The following is a 24293-nucleotide window of genomic DNA, read 5'->3' as shown; positions in this document are numbered from 1 at the left end:
TATCAAATGGTAAAAGGAGGAAATAAATTGAAGAATAGACTAATTGCACCAATTGCACTTTCTACCGCTCTTATCGCTGCGACTCTGCCTCAAGGACAGGCACTGGCTGTTCAGCCTCATGACCTGGCACCGGTCCAAACAAAATCGGTCAAGCACTGGAATGAGAAAGCAAATGTCCCTCTATTCGTAAAAGAAAAACATGCCGTAAAACGCCTGGCTGCTACCTCCAATGATGCACTCAACTATCTTCAAGAGAAAAAATCCAAACTCAACATGGCGAACCCAAAAGCAAGTTTAAAAGCAAAAAAAGTAGAAAAAGATGAGCTCGGCATGACCCACGTCCGATTTAACCAAACTAAAAACGGCATCCCTGTAGAAGGGACTGAAATCATCGTCCACTACAACAAAAACAATGAAATCACTTCTGTGAATGGATCTTACCACCAGGCAGCGGAAGAAACCGACCTTAACCTGTCACCTCAGTTATCAAGCAGTAAAGCGGTCGAAAAAGCCAAATCAGCAGTCAAAGCACCAGAGAAGTTAACCTATGCACCGACCTCGGAGCTCGTCATCTATCCATTCGAAGGAGAGAATCACCTTACATATAAAGTGAACGTCAATTTCCTAGGAGAAGAACCCGGCAACTGGTTTGTGTTCATAGATGCGAAAACTGGTGAAGTAGTCGACCAGTACAACGCCATCATGCATGCGGAAGACATCAAAACCCAAACAGGAAGCGGAATCGGGGTTTTAGGAGAACACCGTCTTCTGCACATCTCAAAAACAAAACAACCAAACGAAGGCACGATGTTCCAGATGGCCGACTACAGTCATGAAGGCCTGGACGGCATCATCACGTACGACTATTCCAATAACCGCTTAGAAATATTCAAGGACAAAGATGCTGCCTTCCATTCCGATTTTGACCGGCCGGCGGTGGACGCCCACTATAACTCCGAAAAGGTTTATGAGTACTACCTTAATGAGCACGGGCGAAACTCACTCGATGATGAAGGCATGCCTATTCAATCGGTCGTCCATTACGGGAACAACTACAATAACGCATTCTGGAACGGAACTTTCATGGTCTACGGGGACGGAGACGGTGAATTCATGGTCCCTCTTTCAGCCGGACTCGATGTAGCCGCCCATGAAATGGCTCACGGAGTTACTTCAAACTCTGCCAACCTCCTATACCGCTTCCAATCCGGGGCATTGAACGAAGCATTCTCCGACATTTTCGGTGCACTGATCGATGATGAAAACTGGGAGCTTGGTGAGGACATCATGGCCCCTGCTGCAAAGGAAAGCGGAAGGGAATCTCTCAGAAGCCTGAGTGATCCAAGTAAATACCCTGTAAAAGCAGATTACGTTCCTTACGGAAATGGAGACGGCATGTACCCTTCCCATATGGACGAGTTTTATGATCTCCCAGGCAACATGGATAACGGTGGTGTTCATATCAACTCCTCCATCATCAATCATGCCGCTTACTTGACGGCTCAGGATATCGGCCGTGAGAAGCTTGGTAAAATTTATTACCGTGCATTGACTACCTACCTGACAAGCCTGTCCAATTTCAGTGATGCGCGTCAGGCGATCATTCAATCGGCCGAGGATCTATACGGCGCAGGCAGTGAGGAAGCTGCTGCAGCTGCCGGCGGGTTTGATTCTGTCGGGATTACAGAATAACCATAAAGCATTAAGCATGAAGGCCCTCCTTCATGCTTATTTTTTTGCCCATAAAAAAGAAGCCTTTCTTAAAAGTCTTCTTCTCTCAATCTATTACATTTGGATGGGAGGCTGATTTTCCGGCTGTAAAGGGAGCATGCTCGAGTAAATCGATGGAGTAGACATAGATTCTTCCGGATTTCCGGCGGAAGGCGGCAAATCCAAACCTGAAGCAAAATAATTCAATGTCGCTGATGCCCTTTCCATCTGTGTTCGAAGAACCTTGACTGAACAAGAGACCTCCAGCATAGACCCGTTCTTGAAGGTGACGTATGTTTTTCCATTAGTGTTGGAGAAATTCTCGATGTGGGAACAAAAAAGCCAAGTGCATTCATAATGTTGGGGAGACATGGTTGGGAAAGCAAGTATGTATGGATCTTCACTGATTATGACGGGAGTTTTCCTGAAATACGGCAGAACATGCTTCACTGCTTTCACCCTGCCATTATAGGAAGCTCCATTTCTCATACACACATCGTCCAGGAGGTCCATGACCGGCCTTTTACTGAAGATATGTTCCCCCGTTTGATTCAGTATGACGGATTGATACCTTTCGTGATAGGCCGGATAAACCGCCATCGTATTCATTGAAATTGGATTTTCTCTTTCTCTCACTCACTACACCATCCTTTAAATGTAAGTAGAAACTTATTTTTCAGAAAAATCTTAAAAATAAGTGACTTTATACCTATTATACTCTAACAGGATATTATTTCCAGTTATTTCTACATAATTTTACAATTTTTTGTAAAATAAAACGTCATTCAGCCTCAACAAACGTTTTTCAGCCGCAAACCGTTTGTTTCCTCCTCACGAAAACGCTTAATCTACTATAAAACAGACAATTCCCTGTTTTGTTGAATCCTCCCCCTTCCCTGTATGGTAAAGCTACCCGGGAATAACCGAACGGCGCGCCATTCAAAAGGACAATTGATTTGGATTCATTTCAAGATATTCAAAGACAGTTTGAACCTATGATTCACAAAATCATCCATTCTCTTAACATCTACAAAGACCAACAGGAGTTTCACCAAACAGGTCTCATCGCCCTTTGGGAAGCGTCCCAAAAGTTCAATAGCGATAAGGGTGTTTTTGCAGCATTTGCGTACTCATATATCAAAGGCAGAATATTAACAGAATTGAATGGTAAAAATAAACATTTCGATCGCCAGACCTATCCAAAAGAAGAGTTTTGGGAACTAGTGGAAGATGAATGGTCGGAGGTTCCTCTATCACAGGAGACCCTGCTTGCTTATTGCGAGGAACTTTCGGTTTGCCAAACTAAGTGGGTCATGTATACATTCTTTGATATGTTGACGGTAAGGGAAATAGCAGAAAGAGAAAAGGTGACCATTGGTGCAGTAAAGAAGTGGAGAAAAGGAGCTATGGATCGGATGAGGAAATATGTAAAAAAGTCAAAATAAAAAAACCTTAAAGGTTTACGTGCCATATTGCGGTATAAAAAGAAAAGACTCGGCAGCTGGCTGGCATTGTCATCAAACAGAAGCCCCTCTAGCTTTGCGTCACCACCTTTCGATGGCTTTGCCCTTTTCACATCTATTCAAGATGAATTCTTATCCGAAGATCCGTTTACGGTGAGACTGCAGAATCTTTATGTAAATTCGATTTTCCTCACACCTGAAGAACTTAATCCCAAATAGCTTCAAAGGAGTCCATATTTCTTTCATATAATAAACCGGCATTCCTGATCCCCCTTTATAAAAATACAATTAATTACTTTTCTAGTACTATTATACAATACAAAAGTCTGAATTATCTATACAATTAGTCAAATATTAATAGACAAAAAGAGACAGATTAGGACACGGGGACAGGTCATTGTCCCGTTTCTGTTTAATAAAAACACGGCAAAGAAAAACTCCTTACTGCACCAGTAAGGAGTCTAATCTTTCATTATATTGATTTATTTATAGATTAATACTTTACCGACTGATCCATCAGCACTTTGGCCTGTCACACGGAATTTCAGACCGTAGTTAGGGACGTTACGTCCTGCGTCTACTAGACCTGGGTTGCTGTAGTCGGCGCTGTCGTCGAATAATGGATTGCGGGCAGTATGATTATCTTTCATTGTGATACCTAGTAAATCAGAATAATCAAGGAACATTTTGTCTGACTTATTCAGGCTGAACGCTGCATCGTGTACCTGGTATCTTGAAGAAGCCACTGATTTATCACTCCAGCGGTTCGCATGTTGGTCAGCATCCACTACACCAAGGAAGCCGTCTCCAGGGTGAGCGCCTGTCCAGTTATCTGTATAAGACTCATCCACATACCATACAACTAAACCTTCATTGAATTCCATTAGACTTGCACCGCGGCGGATGTTGGCAAGGCCTTCATCTACTCCGTTATGACTGCGCCATTCAAGCAGGTAGTAATGATCTTTATAATCTATACCGTTTGAAACGACGAATCCATCTGTTACAAATTCAGGAGATTCCCCTTCAGCACCATCTTCAAATACAACTTGGCCGTCCACTGAAAGGGTCGCATTATCCATGGCGAATCCGTCAAGTGCCAGCCCTCCGTCAGTCACGTACTCGAAGCGAAGAGCTACCTTTTGACCTGCAAATTGACTTAGGTCATATGATTTATCCACCCATTGGCCATTAGTCGTTTCAGCAGATCCATCACCATTTGTGTCATCATCACCGATGACATCAAGCTCAACTTCTTCACCGCTGTCGGTAACTGCTGTGACGAATAAGTAGTCGTAATCATATTCGATTTCATACAACGTTTTAAAATCGAAAGATGCTGATGTGGCATTTGTTAGATCAAATTCTGGAGAAACCATTGTCGTGTGAAGATCATCTCCTTTTGTACTATAATAGTACTTCTCACCAAATGCAGGCTGAATTCCTTTCACTTCTTTTTCAGGAAGATTAACTTTCACTACATCATTGTTCGTTCCTTTGGTTGCAGCTTCATCAAGAAGAAGTTCCATTCCGTTTCGATTTACATCTGCTGAATCCACTTCTGTCCCTGTTAACCAATTCCCCTTTGTTCCTTGGTTATCAACAACCGCAGAAGCCTGAAGCATTTCCTTCGCATAAGGGCTGAAACCGGTAGGCTGCGTACCAGGGATGCCTCCTGCCCAGCTTCCGCTTGACATGATGGACCAATAGCTTACTGCTTCACCAGCACCCGTGTACTGAGTGTCATATTCATCAGGCAGACCTAAGTCATGACCGAATTCATGTGCCATTACACCGACTGCACCGTCTTCAGGTTCAATTGTGTAATCGAAGGCGGCCATTGGGCCACCCCAATATCCAACAGTAGCTTCTGTCCCTTCCACAGGATAAACTCCACCCAAATTCCAACGGTGAGACCAGATAGCATCAGACCCTAAAGATCCGCCGCCAGCTTCTTCACCGACACCGGAGTGAATAATCATTAAGTGATCCACCAAACCGTCTGCTTCCAAATAATTACCGTCACCATCAAGGTCATAACGATCCCACTGGTCGTAATCGGCGAGGTTTACATTTGGGTCTGCCGCTGCAGCAGCTAAAGCCTCTTTTACAAGACCACGTGGGTTTACGTCACTTCCATCTGGCTGAGGGTCATTCCCACCATATGCAGCTGCAGGTTTGCTCGCTGTATACCATCCAGCAACTTCCCCTTCAACAGAGTAACTTCCACCTGATTGCTGCTCATAATACTGTTTCATAGATACATAGTTTTTCCCATCAGGTCCTGTCCATCCGCCAGTACCGAACAGCATATCTTGATAGTGCTGGCTTGAGTAAGCCTCTTCACCTTCGTAATACATATCCGTTTCATCGGCAGTCATGTCGTTATGGGGCTTATCCGGATAATCAATCAGAAGAACAAGGACTTTATCCGTTCGCATTTCTCCATCATAAGTTTCTTCTTTCACTGAATCAGGAGAATTCTTCTTCGCTTGGCCCAGCTTATTTCCTTTTCCGGATTTCAAACCATTGTTTTTCATTTCCCCTTGAAGCTTGGCCTTATTAGCAGCTGCTTCATCTTCAAGTTCCCCTGCTTCTTTCTTTGCACTTTCAGCCTTCTTATTCAAAAACTTAGCCAGTGCCTTCTCCGCTTCAGCTGGAGTTGCATTCTTTGCAATCTTCCCTTCTTTTTTCAACATCTCAATCAAACGCTCATCATTGGCAATCCCCAAGTCGAATGGAGATCCACCATGGTGGCTGTGACCCGCATGACCTTTATCTGCCACCTCGCTAAGTACATTCTTCACATCAACCGTCTGAGCAGTTGACATAGCTGGACCCACTGCTAATGTACTAAGACCCAGCAGTGTAGCTAGTGCTGCGGACGCAGCTTTTCTTTTCTTTCTCAAACTAATTCCCCCTTAAAATAATTAGAACATAGACATAAGTTCCTATATTCTGAATTCTTTATACAGAACACCTATCCCTTCTGGAGAATTTATATGTAAAATAACTGTAATATTTTAATATATTAGTAATATTTTGTTTTCTAACCAAATACAAAAACAGGCACTCCATACCAAAAGTACCTGTTCTCATTTTTTCAACGTACATCGAATTGCTCAGAATGAATAAACTCCCCAATAGCATTCATAAGGAACAACACCACCATAAAAACAAAAACCCCCGCCATATCATACCCCACATCCACCAGGCAGCCGGTTCGATGAAAAAACAACTGAGCAGTCTCGGTAAAGAGTGCGTATGAAAATGATATAAGCAAGGTCACTCCAACCCGGACCACTCCATAAATAGTCAAAGCCAGTAAAAAGAATGCGAGTACATGCCCAGTTTTTTGAGAAATGTAAGCTCGACTGGTAAAAGGATAAGAGGTGAAATCGAAAAAAGTTGAATAATCCGGATTGGGATTCCATTTAAAATGAGGAATTCTTTCTCTATAAAACTTGGTTAAATTCTCTGTACAAGTAAAGATAAAAATAACAATAAAATAGCATGTTGCAACCATCCTGAGCAACAAAACAATCACTTCCTTGTGACTATTTTTGACAAGATATTACAGCGACATACCATCTACTAATGAGAAAAAGCATGAAGAAACGATTCTTCATGCTTACATTTTCCTTTCTATCCCACTGTTCCCGCAAGGAATTTACGCTCAAACTCCTGACCGCATAACGGCCTGCTAATTACATACCCTTGAATGGTGTCACATTGGCTATCTTCCAGAAAACGAATTTCCCCTTCGTCCTCCACACCTTCGGCAGTCACATGTAAGCCAAGGTGCTTTGCCATGGAGATAATACTGTTCACAATGGCTTTATTATCTTCATGGGAAGTGATGCCGCTGACAAAGCTTCGATCAATTTTCAACGTATCGAGCGGATACTTCTTGAGATAACTTAAGGAGGAGTAGCCAGTCCCGAAATCATCCATTGAAATGCTGACTCCGATTTCCTTTAATTCTTTCAGTTTATTGATCATCAGAGTCGGGTCATACATGGCAATACTTTCTGTTATTTCTAAATCAATATAAGTCGGCAAAAGGCCTGATTCCTTAATGATGGCAGCAGCTTTGTGGACGAAATTTTTATCCAGGAGCTGTCTGATTGAAATGTTGATTCCGATTTTCATAGGTGGATACTCCGCATTCTGCCAGCATATATTCTGCTCGCAGGCTGTCCTGAGTACCCATTCCCCTATCCTGATAATCATACCTGTCTCTTCTGCAATCGGAATGAACTCAGCAGGTGAAACATGACCCAGGTTCTTATTGTTCCAGCGGATAAGCGCTTCCATTCCACAAATCTTCCTTGTATGTATATCCATTGATGGCTGGTAATGAAGTTCGAATTCACCTTGCTCCAAAGCCGTACGAAGTTCTTTTTCAATCATCATTTTCCGAAAGAAATCGCGATTCATTTCTTTCGTGAATAGTTGAAACCCATTTTTTTCTCTTTCCTTCACATAGTACATGGCTGTGTCAGCATTTTTCATTAATGTCTTTGCATCACATCCATCTTCAGGATAAGTACTGATTCCTATGCTTGGCGAAATAAAAAATTCCTGCTCTCCTAGACTGAATTCTCTATTAAATTGTTCAAGTAGACTCTTCGCAATATCCGTTACTTCTTCAGGGTGACGATATGGAAATAATAAGGTAAATTCATCCCCTCCAAGCCTGTAAACATTTGCGTTTGCAAGTCCTCTGTCACCAAGGAACTGTTTAAGACGTTTAGAGACTTCAATTAAAAGTAAGTCTCCGACATCATGTCCCAGCGTGTCATTGATATATTTGAATCGATCTAGGTCAATAAGCATCAAAGCAGCTTTACTGTCAGCAGGCTTTAAGATGTTCGTTAAATTTTCATTTAACATCCTCCTGTTGGGAAGTCCGGTCAGTACGTCGTGATTCGCTTGGTGGTTAAGCTCTTTTTCATGCTGTTTATGCTCAGTGATATCGGTTGAGACACCCAGAAGAATAGTGGAATCTTTTGTTTTAATGGGAATCTTTGAACTTTGCAGCCATCTCTCTTTCCCGAAACGATCAATAAAGATCTCTTCAAGTGCAGTAATCTCTTTCTCATCAGCAAGTACTGCTTGATCAATCTGATAAATTTCAAAAGCTCTTTCCTTATTCACATGAACGTCGAAATCGGTTTTCCCTATTATTTCACGCTTCTCCAACCCATATAGTGTGGCAAAAGATTCGTTCACCAGAGTGTATCGGCCGTATTGATCTTTCGCATAAATATAGTTGGGGTTAAGGTCGATTACCTTGCTTAAAAACTCCCTGTTCTGGTCGAGTTGACTGTTCACATCGTTGACCATACGAAGATGCATCTTATTAGATAGAATCAGAATGGAAATAGCGAATATAAGAACCGACACTGCACTGGGAAGCAGCATGGCATAAGGAAGCATGTTCAGTATTCCGATGGCATATCCTAATGCGGTCGAGAGAATAAAATAGAATAAAAACGATTGCAAAGCAGAATGACCAATTCGAGTGCAAATCCTTATACATACGACAATACTGATGATAAATAGAAGGACATTGGCATGAAATACCCATGATAGACTCCCATATACAGGAAAATAAAAAGAAGGGGCATGCGCTGGCTCTATCAATCTATAAGAATGAATCCCTTTATGGCTCCAGCCTATTAAATACACGGCAAAACTGCAGATGTAATAGAAGATGACCACCTTTTTATTCATCAGGTAATTCCATTTACTGTTTTGGAAGTTCGCAAGCTCTTCCTGGTAAATGATAAATGCCACAAAGAATAGAGTAGGAGATAACATGATGGAACCGATCCTAAATAGCCTAAACAGAAAATCAATGGCTTGCTGGGTTAAAACATGATGAGCAAACAACACTGATACATCTATCTGCCATAACGTTGCCAATAGTAAAAATAAAAATAGTGCCTTTGACAGCTTATTTCCCTTGAACATTTTAAGAATTGAAATGCCGATAACCAGAGGGATAAGTGCAACTAATAGTAAAAACAGAAAAAACATAAGATGATCCCCCCTCATTCAAGTAGTTGTTCCTTTTTAATCGGTTTCAGGGTTTCCCAATAACAATACAAGCATTATTCCCGCTGTTACCATGAGTGGTGATGCTCACGGATTCGATTGGCTGAAACCGGGTTTTATAAACAATGGGCAAATCCTCGTATCCCTTCCCTGATGTTTTGATAGTCGGGGGTATAAATCCATACTCAATTGAAAGGAGAGCTGAGATGATTTGCATTGCGCCCATGGCAGCAAATGAGTGACCGGTCATTCCCTTTATTGAGGTCAGAGGCACCATATTCCCGAATAACTCTCTATGAATATACCCTTCAATCCGGTCATTTGTCTGCAGGCCTAAAGACTGACTGTTCACATAAGAAGGGACTTTGTCCCTGATGACCTCCTTGTATAAAGAAAGCATTTCCTGTCCTGATTCATCCGTTTTTAGGATAGGTGTTCCCTCATTCCTTGATAACACACGCTCTATGCTTCCATAGATTTTCTTCCCCTGCTTCATAGCATCCTCTTCACGTTCCAGAACGAGAACCCCTGCCCCTTCCGAAAGGACGAACCCTTGGTGATCGGTCGAAAAAGGGACACCAGTCTTTTCGACCGAGACATTTGAAGCAATGGCTCTTGTTTTGATGAAACCGTTAATACTCCACTGTCCAAGAGGTGCGTCTGTCCCCCCTATGATACAAGCATTCACTTGGCCGGACTCTAATAATAATTTGGCCAAAACCACGGCATCCAAGCTGGCTGTACACCCCGTAGTAATGGTGAAAGCAGGTCCTCTAAGTCCTATATGTGCCGCGATTGCAGATGAAAGGGTATGGTTATCAACAATGGATACCCCGTGAATCGGATACTTTTTCAAGTCAAGGGCCACGGATGCATACTGCTCAATTTCTAGGATCGCCCCCGCAGAAGTCCCCATGATGACAGCCACCTGATAAGGGTCACATGATAGTTGAGCCATTGATACTGCGTCATCGGCAGCAGCCAGGGCCAGCCTGATCGAACGGGGATAACGCTTATAATTTTTTTCATTAATAATCGTAAAATCGTTTTCTATGATTCCCGAAATCACACTAGAGTGCGTAGCATTGTTACTTTTGAGTACAGACTGGGTACAGATCCCATTCTCCAGCACGCTGCGAAAATCATGTTTAGTTAAAGCGCCTGGAGCCTTTATCCCATAGCCGGTAATTACAATTCTGTCCAATAGAATCCATCCTTATGATAGTAGGTCATACCGATAATTTCTTCCGTTACCAATTATTATAAAGGAAATCATTAGACATAATCTATGTTAATTCGACAAAAAACACACTACATAAATATCAGTAGAGCAGAAAATAAAAAAAAGGCCCATTATGAGCCTTTCCATAAACTAATAGTTATTCAGTTTCATTTCATGATACATGATCTTTTGTTGAATTTTCTTTTTGAGACGGCAATCCAGACAACTATCAAATAATGCTTGATGGTAGTGCACTCTTATAGAATGCCACCAAAATTTAAATTGAGACAATACTTTTTTCAACTTCATAATGTTCCTCCTCTGTTTCATAAATCGCAGGAGTCCGTTTTCGGAAGCTGGCTGGCATAGTCATAGACATTAGCCCCTATAGTTTTGCGTCATCATTTTTCAATGATTTTGCCATTATCGTACGAATTATGAATGGTTTTTAAATAGTTTCAATAACATACTATATAACTATAAACTACAGTTATGAATGATTCAATTTTACTACTTTTAGATAGTATCATAAAAATCATAAAAATAAATTGTATATTCTTAAAAGAATATTTCACAGATTAAAGCTATCTTTTACATTCTCACAAAATAATCAATTAAGTATTTTGCCCAAACCCCATTTCCTTTATCATTCGGTAAGTTTTCATTCGTTAGATAATCTTTTATTTCCTTATCGTTATAATCCGGCCATGCCTCCCAATGATTCAAGTAGATATATTTATTTTGTATCGCATAGTCTTCTAAATCTTGTTCTTCATTTGGATAATGACGGGCTCCATGAATAGGGTTAGCAGGTTGAATCATCACTGTGATGTTAGGGTTATGTTCCTTAAAAACTTCTATAATTGTTGAAAGGTTTTTTAAGCGGTTCGATATACTTATTTCTCCATTATCATACAGTAAAAATGGTTCCAATAGCAGAATGTCTGGGGTCTGATCCGCCAAGTCTTTATGTATGTTCTCGTTGATTACCTGATCAGAGGTTTTGTTAGCAATTTCTTTTATTGAAACCTCTACAAGCGACTTTCCATAAATTTCATGCAGCTTACTTTCCAGCTGTTTTGCCCATGCACCTACCTTTTGCGAGGTAGAGGAGGACCCCAAAATCATCAGATAGACGGGTTGATCATTACTGCTAGTTTTTTCTCTGAATTTTTGTTGAAGTTCAGGCGGCAGGTAATTCACTCTATCTAACTTCATTAGTTTATCCCTATCTACTACTTTTTCAACTGAAACTTGCTCATTTTCCCTTTCTTGATCATTCAACCCGGTTGATGCAGCAGAGTCTGTCTGAACCGCCCCTACTCTCTTATCCCAATGTAATTTACCTGCTGTCAATGTGTGTACCGTGATGATAAAAAGACAGATTAACAATACATTCTTCATTCTCATCCCCCATCCGTATAACCTATACAGACATGATACAGTAGATATATTACATTATTTGTAAATATATGTAGGATACGGTTCTAAAAGTTACGACAATATATTAGTTTCTTTACACAAAAGGGGTGACTTAAAGAATTTTCACTCTATGTCACCCCTTCAAAATATTTAACTACTAAGTCACAATGCTTTTTATAAAAATGCCTTAACAATCTTTACCCAGCCAAAAAAAGAAAGCCACAACGGAATACTTATAAGAGTGCCCCAATACAAACCGGAACTGAAATCGTTTTCATTTCTCACAACTCTAGCACCCCATTCTACTTAATTTGTTACCTGAAGAACGTATATGTCCAATTATAAACCGTTTATTATAAGAAAATTGTCATTTTCATGGTGGAATTTATAAGAACATTTAGCTTAATACGTCGAATTGTTACTTTTTTATTCCCTTTTCTTTTTTCTCCAAAACCTTTTTACGAGATATATAGAAGTCATTTAACTTGAGCTTAACAGAATAATTCTTATGGGGGTACGAGCCTTAAGTATGAGAGATAACCTTAAAATTTCCACAATTAATAGATTATGGTTCTTATATTATCTCCATTCAACTATTGCATTAAAGTAAGATTACAAACGAGAACTCACTAAATTTTTCATATAAGATGTAGGAGGAATTCAGTTTACTACACCAAGGATGTGACAAAAATGACTAAAAAACGCAGCCATATAGCTGAAATTCATATATTAAGAGCAATTGCTTGTCTATTAGTGGTCTTTGTTCATGTCTCGGCTACTTATTATTATCAACAGGGGCAGCAGTTCAATGATTTCACTTATTTCATCAATCAGATAAGCCGCTTCGGAACCCCTATTTTTGCACTTATCAGTGGGTTTCTATTATTTTATCAAGTTCGCTTCAGAGGTTTTGATATTAAGAGGTTTTCCACTAGCAGATTTACCAAAATCGGATTCCCTTTTTTATTTTGGAGTATATTTTATTTAGGTTTTATGTATGCAGTTGAAGGTGTAAATCCCTTTGACGTCGGTGAAAAACGCTTTCTAATGAACTTCTTATCCGGGAATTCCTTTTACCATTTATACTTTATGTCGATAGTCTTTCAATTTTATCTGCTATTCCCACTCTTGCAATTAATCCGTTCTAAAAAGAACTGGATTATTTTGTTAGCGTGTTCTATCCTTATTAACTTATATTTTTTAAAACTTTTCACACCAGGGCAATTTGATGGAATCATTGGAGAAATCCTTGGACAGCGAGCTTTTCTGCCACATTGGATGTTCTTCTTTATCTTTGGAGGGTTCCTTGCATATTATTGGGAGCCGCTAGCATCGTTCTCAAGAAAATATAAAGGCTTATTAGGAATAGCTGTCATTCTGATCACGCTGGCAGCTGTATGGGAATATAAGACAGTGGGGGCAATAGCATCCAATAGAGCAACCAATATGATCAACATTCCAATCATCACCTTATTTATCATTGGGATTGGGGAAACTGTGACAAAAATCAATTGGCTGAATAATACCCTCACTAAAATAGGTACCTTATCAATGGCCATTTATTTAGCCCACCCATTCGTGATTTATTGCTTCCAGGAGATAGCCCCTGCATCCATATGGAAAACGGCACTTTTCCCTATCGTGTATGCAGTTATCCTTCTAGCGACAATCGGAGTGGTCAAAATCATTCAGTTATTCCCTTTAAATCAATATATTCTTACAGTTCCTAAATTAAAAACTGCCGAAAAGAAAGAAACGGCAAACCGCAGAGAATATAGTATGGGGCAGTAATAACAAACAGGCCCGTCCCTCGTCGCTTTAAAGCGACGAGGGACGGGCCTTGAACTTACTGGACGAGGAAACTATTCTCTAGCCCCGCTTCCACCAGTCCCAACGACCGAACCAGTCCCAGAACTTATCCCAAAATTCACCTTCCCACTTATCTTTCTGATCGACTTTAATTACCACTGTCGTCAATGGATCGATTGTCAAAGTGTCTTTCTTCAGGTTAAAGCCTGATTCTTTTCTGACCTGCTTTACTCCCGCTTCGTCGCTGTCCACCAACACTTTTGCCTTTTTGAAGTCATAGTCTCCCACGGACAAAGTTCGTGCTTGGTTATCGGCGTTGACGAAAACGTAATATGTGCCAGTGTCATCTGTAGACACGTTTTTGTAAGCGAGCATCAAATCGTTATCCTTGATTTCACGGATATCAAGAAGGGTCACATTTTGATCGACCAACTCTTTTTCTCCCAAACGGAATGCGTTCGTCGATTTACGCAGTTCGATCAAGCCTTCTGTATACTCTCTTGTCACTGAGTTGACTCTGTATTTTTTCTGGTTCGTTGCTTTCTCCCAATCAAATTTGTTAATCGCATCTGAAGAATCATAGGAATCATGGATGAAGTAACCGAATGGATTTCCTTCTTCATCCTTTAACTCATGATATTTCTGCTCAGGAACCCCTTCACCCATCCACTGTTTCGTGCGGCCATATTCTTGGCCTGCGTGGATGAATGCAGTTCCCTGTGACGTTAAGATCATTGAGTTCCCAAGTCGGATACGTTTGTGAATCTCAAGGTTGTTCTCCGGAATAGACGGATCCTTTTTAATAGACTGAGCAATGACATCATAAAGCGGCAGGTTATCATGCGCTGCGATGTATTGCACCATATCGCCAGGATCGTCATCGGCTGTGTTGCCCGGCTGGCCTTTGATGTTGTTAAAAATCGTGTTGATATCCCTTGCACCGCCTGTGATGAAGCGCGGTTCCCCTTCCGAACCAAAGCCTGACTTCAATTCGTTACGGATTTCATCCGAGAATACGCCGACATCATCGGTTTTGTCCATCCAGTCCTGGTCTGCGCCCATTCCTTTAAGTTCTGGGTCAGCCAGATGACCGGCAAACGTTCTCCAGCCTTCCCCGATGAATAAAGCGTCAGGGTTTACAGATGCCGCTGCATCATATGCGTTTTGCACTGCAGGATACGTCGCGTCACCCATCATGTCGAAACGCATACCGTCGATCTTGTATTCTTCAAACCAGTATTTCACTGAATCCACCATCAGCTTTTCAGCCATCTTATGGTTGGTTGCCAGATTGTTTCCGAAGCCTCCGAGGAAGTTTCCTTTTTCATCCTGGAACGCATAGTAATTTGGAACAATGTCATTCAGTGTGCTTGTTTGTGCCATATGCGTGTATACGACATCCAGCACAACACCCATTCCGGCATCGTGAATGGCATCGATCAACTGCTTAAGCTCTTTCACACGGAGTTCAGGGTCTTTCGCGTTTTCCGAGTAAGCTCCGTCTGGTGAAAAATAACTGTGCGGATCGTAGCCCCAGTTATATTCGTTGCCGCCTGCTGAATACTCAAGCTCTCTTTCACCCATATTGGTTTCGTCACCATAGTACCAGGCCATGACCGGCAGCAGTTGCACGTGCGTGACACCAAGGGATTTGATGTAATCCAGCTTGTCGATGAAGGCTTTATAGGAGCCCCATCTTGCGTCAAGGTCGCCTTCAATGGAAGGATCTGATGTAAAGTCGCGGACGTGAACCTCGTATATCACCGCGTCTTCACGCTTTTCATAGCCATCGATGTCTGCATGGCTGAAGCCTTTTGGATTTGTACCTCTTAAATCAACGATGGCTGCTTTGCCGACAGTATCCCCGTCAGGACCCGGCTCTCCTTCTGTATTCACAGTGAAGGCTGCCATTGATTTTGCGTAAGGGTCCAGCACCTTTTTCGTGACGCCGTCATTCGTGACTTCGTATTGATAGTAGTAGCCTTTGAGATCTTTGACTCCCACATCTTTTGACTTAATGTCGGCTGACCAGACACCTTTTTCTCCTTTCGTCAGGTCGACACTGCCAATTTTGGTTGCGGCATCTTTTTTATCATACAAATTTGCCACAACTTTGCTTGCTTTCGGCGCCCATAATTTTAAGGTTGCATTTCCTTTTTTGTAAGACGCGCCAAGGTCATCACCGTCATATCCATACATTTCATCAAGCATTCTCCAGCCGGTCGATGCTGACACGGTCCTGCTTGCATAAGTGATGGATAGAGGGAGCTTGTCGAGGCTGAATGCTGCTTTTACTTCAACGGTTGTGTCACCTGTGATTTCAACGCTTTCCACAGCAACGTCTGCACCCTCGCTGTCTTTGATCGCCAGTCCTTCTTTCAGTGCTTCCGGAGTCAAGCCTTCCGTCATTGTAAAACCAAGGCGGATCGTGTCTTCCGAGATGACTTCGGCTGATGTGATGCCGGATGCCACTTCCCATTGAGGGGAGACATACACCGTATCGTCGCCTTGCTTGACCCAAAGACGATTGTATTTGTCCAAAAGGTTGAACTTTTTATCCCCGCCGTCCTTACCGGCATCTCCTTTGGATTCATCCATGACAATGAAGCCGATTTGTTTGGCGTTTTCTTTAAGCGGAATGTCGACATACGCTCCATATTGGTCTTTGCCTGTTAAATCCGCTGCGTCAGTCGGCCAGTTTTCTGAAGGAGCCGCTACATCTCCCCAGTTCCACACACCAAAGTTTTCATAGTTTGCGTCATCGCGCACATAGTGGATACGCACTGTGTTTTCAGGTAAATCCACTGGTTCGTATGTGTAGACTTTGTCTGAACCCTGTTTGATCCAAATTTCATTCATTTCCTCTGATGTAATGGTGAACCCTTTGTCCCCACCGTCTTTACCGGCATCTCCCTTGGAGACATCCATGACAAGGAATCCGATGTTCTTGGCGCCTTCTGCCAGCGGTACATCAATATACGCACCGTAGCTGTCGGTCTTTTCGAACATGGTCGCACCTGTCGGCCAGTTGGCAGAAGGATCTTTTACATCATTCCAGAGCCACGCACCATAATTCTTATAGTTCCCATCTTCACGTTTGTAGTGAATGCGGATATTGTTCTCTGGCACCGGCTCTACTTCCGGTTCACCGCCATCACCGGAAACAGCTACGGCACCGGTAATCGATCCGCCTTTAACGGTCAGCAATACGGTTCCTCCGTCTGCATTTGCCGGAATCGTAATGGTGACTTCTGCAGATCCTGAAGCAGTGTATTCTTTACCGGAGTAGTGGTCCGTGATGACTGCATCAGGAGAATCAACAGTAATCGTAATCTCTTTCGCTTTTTCACCAACGTTCAAGCCGACGTATGCCGATTCTCCGTCATACGTACGGGAGAACATCAGGAATTTATCGCTGTTCGTTCCTCCTACAAAGCTTCTTTCCCCTTTAGCAAAAACCTTTGAATGGTCTCCTCTAAAATTAAGGATTTTTTTGTAATGTGCTAAAACATCGTTATCTTCCACCTGGTCCCAGGCAAAATCATAACGGTTGTCGTACTGCGGATAATTGTTCGCTCCGCTTTGGCCAAGCTCTTCACCGTAATAAATGACCGGCTGTCCTTTAGCCGTGGCTTGCATGGAAGCAGCCACTTTAAGCTTCCCTTCATCGCCGCCAAGCGAATGCAGGAACCCGTCTTCATCATGGCTTCCAAGGAATTGACCAAGAGTTGCCGTGTTATCAATCTTTTCATTTCGTGCAGTCAATTTGTCATTCGCCGCTTTCAAGCTGCCATTCACAAACTCATGAGTAATTCCCTTGAATCCAAAGTCCAGCAGGGAATCCATCATACCTGATTCGAGGTAGCCGTAATACGTTTCAGCACTTGCTCCCCATGCTTCCCCGATGAGCTTGTGCTCAGGCATTTTTTCAGTGATGGCATTTTTAAAAGCCATCCAAGTCGGCTTATCAACGTGTTTCACTGTATCTACTCGGAAATAGTCAATCGTATTCCCTTTAGCCGTTGTCGCTTTTTCAATCCAGTTTGTCTGCCAGTCGATGATCTGCTGGCGGACTTCAGGGTCTTCAGTGATGATGTCAGGAAGGCCTGCTAATTCTCCTACCACTTCGTCAGTGCCGACATTGGACCCTTGACGCACGATATCACTGAAACGTGCACGATCTTCATCGGTCGGGTATCCGGCAGGTCGTTCAGCAATGTTTCCGTCAATCTCTTTAAGTCCATAGCCTGTGTGATTCAGCACCACATCGACCATAATCTTGATTCCGCGTTCATGGGCTTCATCAATCAGTGAATGAAACTCTTCCATTGAACCGAAATGAGGATTGAGCTCGCCAAAATTGCTTGCCCAATATCCGTGATAGCCAAAATAAGGCTGGTCTTCTTCCCCTTTACGGACATCATACTTCACATTTTCCACAACCGGGCTGATCCAGACCGTATTCACACCAAGCTCATCCAGGTAATCCAGTTTTTCCGTGATCCCCTCAAAGTCACCGCCTTGATAAGTTCCGCGCTTAGACTTGTCATAGTTCAAACCATAAGGGTCATCATTTGACGCATCCCCATTAAAGAACCGGTCTGTCAGCATGAAATAAATGATGGACTCATCCCAGTCAAAATCATTTTCACCGACAGCCTGTCTCGTTTTCACTTCTACTTCAGCAGTTCCTTCATAAGGGTTTCCGTAATTGTCCACCACTGTTAAAGGAATCGTTTTCGTGCCTGCTGTCACGTTGTCATCTACTGCAATTGTCACTTCTTTCAGCGAAGGGTCGATCGCAAACTTTTCTGATCCTCCTAAAGAAGTAATGTTGGCAGTAATTTTAGAAACTTTAAGACCATCTGTCAGACCCTCAACATCCACAGATAAGACAGCATTTTCGTTATAGTCAATTGCTTTGGGTTCAACTGATCCTGATACAGTCAAGTCTCCTTTTTGAAAATCAATATAAGACTGTCCATCAACCGTATTGTAAGGATCACTTACTTCTGTAGTTTCACCGTCTTTTGTTACCAAAAAGGTATATGGCGTTTTACCATTCGGAATGTCTTCATATGAAACCACGAATCTCTCATTCTCAGGATCATATGTCATTTCCTTCGTTTCACCGTTGAACTTTAGTTCTACTTTTTCAATCGTATCCATCGCATCATTTGCAAACAGCTCTTTGTCACGATAGTAAAAAACAGCATCACCCTGATCGATGACCGGAGCCGATCCATCAGGAACGACCCGGATTTCCTCGACACCGCTTGTTATGTAGGCTTTGGTGATGGTGTCGTTTTTGTTCACCTTTATAAAACGGTCATTGAATTCTTTCTCCGCAGTATTCCAATCTTCTGTGCTGCGGAGTACAAATCCGAATTGTTCCGTTTCGGGAGCCAACGCGATATTCGCCGTTGCCACCCCATTTTCATACGAATCAAAATTAATTTGATCGTCCTGTACCCCTGTATTCCAGGCCCAGATATTCCAGCCATCATACTGCTGGTCTTCGCGGATGTACGTGAACCGTACTGTGCGATCCGCAGACTCAGTTGTGTCAAAATTTTCTTCTCCAGAACTGGCTGCTGTCACGGACTGAGCCGGTACGTATGGTAACCAAAGGCTCACTACCATCAGCAGGGTCATAAATACGGAGAATCTACGCTTTGTTTTTCTTCCCATAGTCCATTTTCCTCCCTATTGTTTTTAAATACATTTGTTTGTGAAAACGTTTGCACAAATATGCATAAAAAGAAGGTTAGCGCTCTCCAAAAATGAACCGATACAGCTTCTTTTCTACCAAAATGCAAACGCTTACAATTGTCTGTATTTTTAAATTTTACATGATATTTACAGGGGTTACAATATGACTAAAGACTCAAGGTACATAACCATCGCTCCAAAAGAAAAAACAGGACAACCCAATGCCCTGTTCACTCAATCTCTATTAAATGGCTCATCCGACAACTTTACCGATTCCGTCGGACAGTCTTCATAGGCTTCTTCTACATCTTCCATGTACTCTTCCGGTATGGGTGTGCTGCCCCGGTTGTTATCCAGCAGCACGAATGCCACTCCTTCTTCGTCATAATCGTATACTTCAGGGGATGATACACCGCAGGATCCGCAGGCGATGCAGGTTTCCTGGTCGATGATGGTGTATTTGGCCATAATCAATTAGTCTCCTTTCCTGGTGGAATGTATCGGACGTTTCATTTCGGTGCTTCCCTGATTCTTATCCAGAAATAATATTTTCTGGCCTTCCTCCTCATGGTCGTATACTTTAGGGGATGATAGACTGCGACACTTACATCCAGTGCAGGTTCCCTGGCCGGTGATCTTGTTTTTGCACATGTTCACTCAATCTCCCTTCTATTTTATACGGATCAGGCTTTGATGGCTTCTTTCGTTTCCGTCTTTCCCATCACACTTGTACTATGTAATGGCTGGACGCGTGCCGTTGGATCGACATACTGTTTGGCATGACTGACAGCGACTGGGGCTTCCCCGAAGCCTGTGGCGATGAGTTTGATTTTCCCTTGGTAGGTGGCGATATCTCCGACAGCAAAGATGCCTTTGATATTCGTCTCCATTTTGTAATCGACGACGATGGAGTTCTTCTCGATCTGAAGCTCCCAATCTTTGATGGGTCCGAGTGAGGAAATGAACCCGTAATTCACAAGTACATCATCCACATCAATGATTTCCGTGCACTCTTTCTTGGCGTGCTGCAGGACGGCATGGGTAATCATGGAGCCTTCCATTTCCAACTCCGTTACGTTGAAAGGCGTCATGACCTTGACACTTGAGTTCATCAGCTGCTGTACGCTATGCTCGTGAGCCCTGAATTTATCCCGTCGATGCACAAGGGTGACCTGCTCCGCAATCGGCTCCAGCATGTTCGCCCAATCCACAGCGGAATCACCGCCTCCGCAGACAAGCACCTTTCTTCCTTTGAAACAGCTTAGATCATTGACGAAGTAATGAAGGTTTTCATACTGCTCATCCACTTTTTCAATCCCAAGGGGACGAGGCTTGAATGCTCCTGCGCCTGCCGTCACGATAATCGTTTTGGTTTTGTGGACTTCCCCCTTACTTGTCGTTAAAAGAAACGACTGATCCTGAAGCCTTTCCACCTTCTCCACCGTCTGACCAAGGCTGACAGATGGGTTGAATTGATTGGCCTGTTCCAGTAAGCCGTCCACTAAATCCTTGGCAAGCACTTTCGGGAAACCGGCCACATCATAAATATATTTTTCAGGATATAAAGCCGAAAGCTGACCACCTAGCTGCGGCATACTTTCAATGATCCTCACGCTCATCTGTCGCATGCCTGCGTAGAATGCTGTAAATAATCCCGCCGGACCCCCGCCGATGATGGTGACATCAACACTCTGATCTTCACTCATATACGTAACCCCTTTCCTTAAACTCTTTCTACTTCTTCAATAAAAGAAGCAGGTCTGTCTCTACTGCTGCATTGCCTGGCAGGGAGCTGACGCCCACCGCACACCTAGCGTGTTTACCATTCTCACCAAATAACTCGACCAGCAGGTCCGATGAGCCGTTAATGACTTTTGGTACATCGGGAAAACCCGGCTCACAGCTGACATACCCGGTCACTTTCACAATCCGGTCGATCAAACTCAGACTCCCGATCACATCTTTCACAATCGCAAGCTGGTTGAGGGTCGTCAGCCTCGCAGCCTCATATCCTTCCTCGAGCGAAACATCCTCTCCGACCTTTCCTTTAAAAGGAAGGCTCCCGTTCCACTTACAGGTCACGCCGCTTACAAATAAAAATGGATCTGCCTGAACCGCCCCTAAGTAATGTCCCGACGGCTTGGGCTTATCCGGAAGAGATAACCCGATTGACTCAAGCCGCTCTTCAATTGACAGCGATTGTTTTTCCACATTTATCTTCCTTCCTGTAGGCTTGGTGTCGTCATAAGCAGACCGTTAAGAGGTTTTTAAGAGACCGTTATCTTTATTCTTGAATTTACAAGGTTTATGAGAGTAGTACACATTGAGGTTTGCCTGTTTATCGCAGAAAGAACAATGAACTCCTTCCGGTGCTTTGCGGATATGAGGGACGTCTAATAATTCAATCGCCTTCGTTACATGCTTTTTACATGTCCACATTTGCTTCACCTCTCCCGTTTAATATGCAAGCTATTTATTCACTGCTTCTTTTTTGATTTTATCCGGCTTTCTTTTCTTCACGACTTTGGTTGTTTCTTCATCCCAAGAAATCGTTACATCCCCATCCGTCACAAATGTCTGGCACCCCAGCCGGTACCCTTTTTCGAGCCACTCTTCCCCAAGTTTTCTCCGCTCCTGCACTTTCACGTTATCCAGATACTCCGCTCCATCCTCGATCTTGCATAGGCACGTCCCGCAAATGCCTCCCCCGCATTTGTTGGGAAGATCGCCATCATATCGTAAAGACATTCGCAATATATTTGAGTTTTCAGGTACTTCCAGTACTTTTCCACTTGTAGAGTAATTGATTTTAGGCATCGAGTATTCCTCCTTGATCCTTCTTGGTATACAATATACCATAAGTAAAATATTCTGACAACGATATTTTTAGTTATTTCTAATTTTTCTGAATAATTATTGATAAATAGAGAGTCGATTGATATACTTTTTGGTATACCAAAATCCAGCCATTCTAAATGAAAGCGAGGACTCTATCATGCAAAAAATAGGATTAATAGGGTATGGAGCGATCGGGAAAGATGTCGTCTCCTATATAAAAGAAGACAAAGTAACAGGGGCAAAAGTAGATGCGATCCTAGTACGCAACAAGGAACAATATGAAGAATTAGAGAATGAAAGATTCGCAGTTACTGACGATGAGGAATGGTTCTTTTCTTCCGGCCTGGATGTAATCATTGAATGTGCGGGCCATGAAGCAGTTTATCAGTATGCGGTCAAGGCTCTCTCATCCAGCAGTCATTTCATTACGGTGTCGGTTGGAGCCTTCTCTGACCATGAGCTTTACGATGAAGTGATGGAAGCAGCAAAGAAACATGAACGGAAATTGATCCTTCCTTCCGCTGCCATCGGCGGCCTCGACCGGATTGCAGCTTCTTCGATCAATGAACTGGAGGAAGTGAAGCTCATTACCCGGAAGCCTCCTGCCGCCTGGAAGGGGACCATTGCGGAAGAGAGTGTGGATTTGGATACGATCAGTGAAGAGCATACGATTTATGAAGGGACCGCACGCGAGTCCGCCAAACTGTTTCCCCAAAGCACAAACGTATCGGCAGCCCTCAGCATTGCCGGGGTGGGGTTTGACCGGACAAAGGTACAGGTTCTAGTCGACCCTGCAGTGACTCACAATACTCATCAAATCGTGGCCAAAGGGTACTTCGGAGAGGTGGAACTGACGATTCAGAACACGCCTTCAGCCGACAATCCAAAGTCCGGCTATATCGTCGCGATGAGCATTTGCAAAGCATTAAATAACTTGACATCCCCCGTCGTCATCGGGATCTAATTTCAATTTACCTCCATAAAAAAGACTGTGTCCCTTATCCAGACACAGTCTTTCTTCATTTCTTCTTCGCTTTTTCCTTTTGATTCTCAAGAAATTGAATATATGCTTTCTTCGAATTTTCAATATGAATCTTGGTCAAGTATTCAGCCATATCCGCTTCTTGATCCCTCACAGCTTTCATGATCTGGATATGTTCCCTGATGGATTCCTTTCTCCGTCCAGGGGTTTCATATCCCATATTGGCAGACATCTGAATATAGTCGGTCAGACCGGACAGGATGTCGAACAGCTTAGGGCTTTTCGCCGCTTTATAAAGAAGCAGGTTCATTTCGATGTGCTCGGTATCGCCACCATCGACTTCGTCCTTCTCCAAGACTTCAAGCTTTTCAATCTTTTCATTGAACTCCCCTGTGAGGGCGTCATCCATCTTCTGGGCAGCAAGCCGTGCCGCCAGTACTTCGAGTGAAGAAAGAATCGTGAATACTTCAATGACTTCCTTTTCAGAAATATTGGACACGATGACTCCCTTTCGAGGGACGGTTTTGACAAAGCCTTGCGACTCCAGACGGAATAACGCTTCACGGATCGGCGTCCGGCTGATATTCAATTGACTGGCGACTTCTCTTTCGATGAGGCGGTCGCCGGGTTTATATTCACCGCTCAGGATCAAGTCTTTTAAGTAAAGGTAGGCGCGTTCACGGATTGAAAGTAGTTCCTCTTCTTCCCACTTCATTGCATTATCTCCTTCTCCGATTTAAAATCGCTTTCTGTCTATTTTATCAAAGACTGTGGCATTTTCACATTATTAAGAAATATTTTGGTGTAAGGTATACCATTTAAGTATGCCAGTTCAATAAAAGCAACCCTGAACGCCGCTTTTGATTTCCGTGCAAGACTTCGCTTTCCGCGGGTAGCCCGTGAGCCTCCTCGCCGCTTGCGCTCCTGCGGGGTCTCACATTGGCTACTTTTCCCGCAGGAGTCTTCGTCTTGCACTCCAATCAAAAGCTAGATTCGTTATCATAAATTTTTCAATTTTTCTAGCCAGATCATCCTCTATAAAGCAAAAACGACCAAGCCGGAACTTGATCGT

18 protein-coding genes and 2 riboswitches are annotated in these 24293 nt (G+C 42.9%); of the genes, 4 read left to right on the top strand and 14 right to left on the bottom strand.

Annotated features, from left to right (window positions below; all coding sequences use genetic code 11):
- Positions 1–27: 27 nt before the first annotated feature.
- Positions 28–1692 carry a M4 family metallopeptidase gene (locus ACXAFV_RS04120; RefSeq protein ID WP_475124630.1) on the top strand — a complete coding sequence of 555 codons (1665 nt, stop codon included), beginning with the start codon at positions 28–30 and terminating at the stop codon, positions 1690–1692.
- A gap of 93 nt (positions 1693–1785) precedes the next feature.
- Here the strand turns inward: ACXAFV_RS04120 and ACXAFV_RS04115 are convergent, their stop codons facing one another.
- Complete coding sequence (locus tag ACXAFV_RS04115) at positions 1786–2346, bottom strand: competence protein ComK (protein WP_475124629.1); 561 nt, start codon at positions 2344–2346, stop codon at positions 1786–1788.
- A gap of 320 nt (positions 2347–2666) precedes the next feature.
- On the opposite strand from ACXAFV_RS04115, the gene ACXAFV_RS04110 reads away from it, so the two are divergent.
- Positions 2667–3155 (top strand): sigma-70 family RNA polymerase sigma factor, encoded by a 489-nt coding sequence (locus ACXAFV_RS04110; protein ID WP_475124628.1) that lies wholly within the window; start codon positions 2667–2669, stop codon positions 3153–3155.
- Positions 3156–3203: 48 nt separating this feature from the next.
- Positions 3204–3288, bottom strand: a riboswitch (cyclic di-GMP riboswitch).
- A gap of 367 nt (positions 3289–3655) precedes the next feature.
- Here the strand turns inward: ACXAFV_RS04110 and ACXAFV_RS04105 are convergent.
- The 5 genes from ACXAFV_RS04105 to ACXAFV_RS04085 all read right to left on the bottom strand — a co-directional run bounded on the left by ACXAFV_RS04105 (position 3656) and on the right by ACXAFV_RS04085 (position 11862).
- Positions 3656–6082 (bottom strand): immune inhibitor A domain-containing protein, encoded by a 2427-nt coding sequence (locus ACXAFV_RS04105; RefSeq protein ID WP_475124626.1) that lies wholly within the window; start codon positions 6080–6082, stop codon positions 3656–3658.
- A gap of 194 nt (positions 6083–6276) precedes the next feature.
- On the bottom strand, positions 6277–6711 hold the full coding sequence (locus ACXAFV_RS04100; protein ID WP_475124625.1) for a VanZ family protein: 435 nt from the start codon (positions 6709–6711) through the stop codon (positions 6277–6279).
- Between the two features lie 107 nt (positions 6712–6818).
- The gene (locus ACXAFV_RS04095; RefSeq protein ID WP_475124623.1) at positions 6819–9218 is read right to left on the bottom strand and encodes a putative bifunctional diguanylate cyclase/phosphodiesterase; all 2400 of its coding nucleotides are present in this window, start codon (positions 9216–9218) and stop codon (positions 6819–6821) included.
- A 46-nt stretch (positions 9219–9264) separates the two neighbouring features.
- The gene (locus tag ACXAFV_RS04090) at positions 9265–10440 is read right to left on the bottom strand and encodes a beta-ketoacyl synthase N-terminal-like domain-containing protein (RefSeq protein ID WP_475124621.1); all 1176 of its coding nucleotides are present in this window, start codon (positions 10438–10440) and stop codon (positions 9265–9267) included.
- A gap of 366 nt (positions 10441–10806) precedes the next feature.
- A riboswitch (cyclic di-GMP riboswitch) is annotated at positions 10807–10890 on the bottom strand.
- 159 nt (positions 10891–11049) lie between these two features.
- Positions 11050–11862, bottom strand: a complete 813-nt coding sequence (locus tag ACXAFV_RS04085; RefSeq protein ID WP_475124620.1) for an SGNH/GDSL hydrolase family protein — start codon at positions 11860–11862, stop codon at positions 11050–11052.
- Between the two features lie 708 nt (positions 11863–12570).
- Here ACXAFV_RS04085 and ACXAFV_RS04080 point away from each other — a divergent pair.
- Complete coding sequence (locus ACXAFV_RS04080; protein ID WP_475124618.1) at positions 12571–13671, top strand: acyltransferase; 1101 nt, start codon at positions 12571–12573, stop codon at positions 13669–13671.
- Positions 13672–13749: 78 nt separating this feature from the next.
- Here the strand turns inward: ACXAFV_RS04080 and ACXAFV_RS04075 are convergent, their stop codons facing one another.
- The 6 genes from ACXAFV_RS04075 to ACXAFV_RS04050 all read right to left on the bottom strand — a co-directional run bounded on the left by ACXAFV_RS04075 (position 13750) and on the right by ACXAFV_RS04050 (position 22218).
- Positions 13750–19380, bottom strand: coding sequence for a pullulanase (locus ACXAFV_RS04075; RefSeq protein ID WP_475124616.1), 5631 nt, complete (start codon positions 19378–19380; stop codon positions 13750–13752).
- A 255-nt stretch (positions 19381–19635) separates the two neighbouring features.
- Positions 19636–19869, bottom strand: a complete 234-nt coding sequence (locus ACXAFV_RS04070) for a ferredoxin (RefSeq protein WP_475124615.1) — start codon at positions 19867–19869, stop codon at positions 19636–19638.
- Between the two features lie 215 nt (positions 19870–20084).
- Positions 20085–21107 (bottom strand): NAD(P)/FAD-dependent oxidoreductase, encoded by a 1023-nt coding sequence (locus tag ACXAFV_RS04065; protein ID WP_475124613.1) that lies wholly within the window; start codon positions 21105–21107, stop codon positions 20085–20087.
- A 28-nt stretch (positions 21108–21135) separates the two neighbouring features.
- Positions 21136–21612, bottom strand: coding sequence for a RidA family protein (locus ACXAFV_RS04060; protein WP_475124612.1), 477 nt, complete (start codon positions 21610–21612; stop codon positions 21136–21138).
- 45 nt (positions 21613–21657) lie between these two features.
- Positions 21658–21840, bottom strand: coding sequence for a hypothetical protein (locus ACXAFV_RS04055; protein ID WP_475124611.1), 183 nt, complete (start codon positions 21838–21840; stop codon positions 21658–21660).
- A 30-nt stretch (positions 21841–21870) separates the two neighbouring features.
- A complete protein-coding gene (locus ACXAFV_RS04050) occupies positions 21871–22218 on the bottom strand; it encodes a 2Fe-2S iron-sulfur cluster-binding protein (protein ID WP_475124609.1) in 348 nt (115 codons plus the stop codon).
- A 178-nt stretch (positions 22219–22396) separates the two neighbouring features.
- Between ACXAFV_RS04050 and nadX the strand changes: the two genes are divergently transcribed.
- Positions 22397–23203, top strand: a complete 807-nt coding sequence (nadX, locus tag ACXAFV_RS04045) for an aspartate dehydrogenase (protein WP_475124608.1) — start codon at positions 22397–22399, stop codon at positions 23201–23203.
- Between the two features lie 55 nt (positions 23204–23258).
- Here the strand turns inward: nadX and ACXAFV_RS04040 are convergent, their stop codons facing one another.
- Positions 23259–23936 carry a GntR family transcriptional regulator gene (locus ACXAFV_RS04040; protein ID WP_475124607.1) on the bottom strand — a complete coding sequence of 226 codons (678 nt, stop codon included), beginning with the start codon at positions 23934–23936 and terminating at the stop codon, positions 23259–23261.
- Positions 23937–23974: 38 nt separating this feature from the next.
- On the bottom strand, positions 23975–24205 hold the full coding sequence (locus ACXAFV_RS04035; RefSeq protein WP_475124605.1) for a hypothetical protein: 231 nt from the start codon (positions 24203–24205) through the stop codon (positions 23975–23977).
- Positions 24206–24293: the final 88 nt, after the last annotated feature.

The sequence above is a fragment of the Rossellomorea sp. ABR4_012 genome, assembly GCF_056159545.1.
Note: the sequence above shows the minus strand (reverse complement) of the source record. Positions and strands in the feature narration are given on the sequence as shown.

Bases quoted from the DNA above. Each gene is read 5' to 3' on its own strand.
- ACXAFV_RS04095 (WP_475124623.1), bottom strand. From the start codon at position 9,218: ATGTTTTTTCTGTTTTTACTATTAGTTGCACTTATCCCTCTGGTTATC.
- ACXAFV_RS04055 (WP_475124611.1), bottom strand. From the start codon at position 21,840: ATGTGGACATGTAAAAAGCATGTAACGAAGGCGATTGAATTATTAGAC.
- nadX (WP_475124608.1), top strand. From the start codon at position 22,397: ATGCAAAAAATAGGATTAATAGGGTATGGAGCGATCGGGAAAGATGTC.
- ACXAFV_RS04040 (WP_475124607.1), bottom strand. From the start codon at position 23,936: ATGAAGTGGGAAGAAGAGGAACTACTTTCAATCCGTGAACGCGCCTAC.
- ACXAFV_RS04085 (WP_475124620.1), bottom strand. From the start codon at position 11,862: ATGAAGAATGTATTGTTAATCTGTCTTTTTATCATCACGGTACACACA.
- ACXAFV_RS04080 (WP_475124618.1), top strand. From the start codon at position 12,571: ATGACTAAAAAACGCAGCCATATAGCTGAAATTCATATATTAAGAGCA.
- ACXAFV_RS04065 (WP_475124613.1), bottom strand. From the start codon at position 21,107: ATGAGTGAAGATCAGAGTGTTGATGTCACCATCATCGGCGGGGGTCCG.
- ACXAFV_RS04075 (WP_475124616.1), bottom strand. From the start codon at position 19,380: ATGGGAAGAAAAACAAAGCGTAGATTCTCCGTATTTATGACCCTGCTG.
- ACXAFV_RS04070 (WP_475124615.1), bottom strand. From the start codon at position 19,869: ATGGCCAAATACACCATCATCGACCAGGAAACCTGCATCGCCTGCGGA.
- ACXAFV_RS04050 (WP_475124609.1), bottom strand. From the start codon at position 22,218: ATGCCTAAAATCAATTACTCTACAAGTGGAAAAGTACTGGAAGTACCT.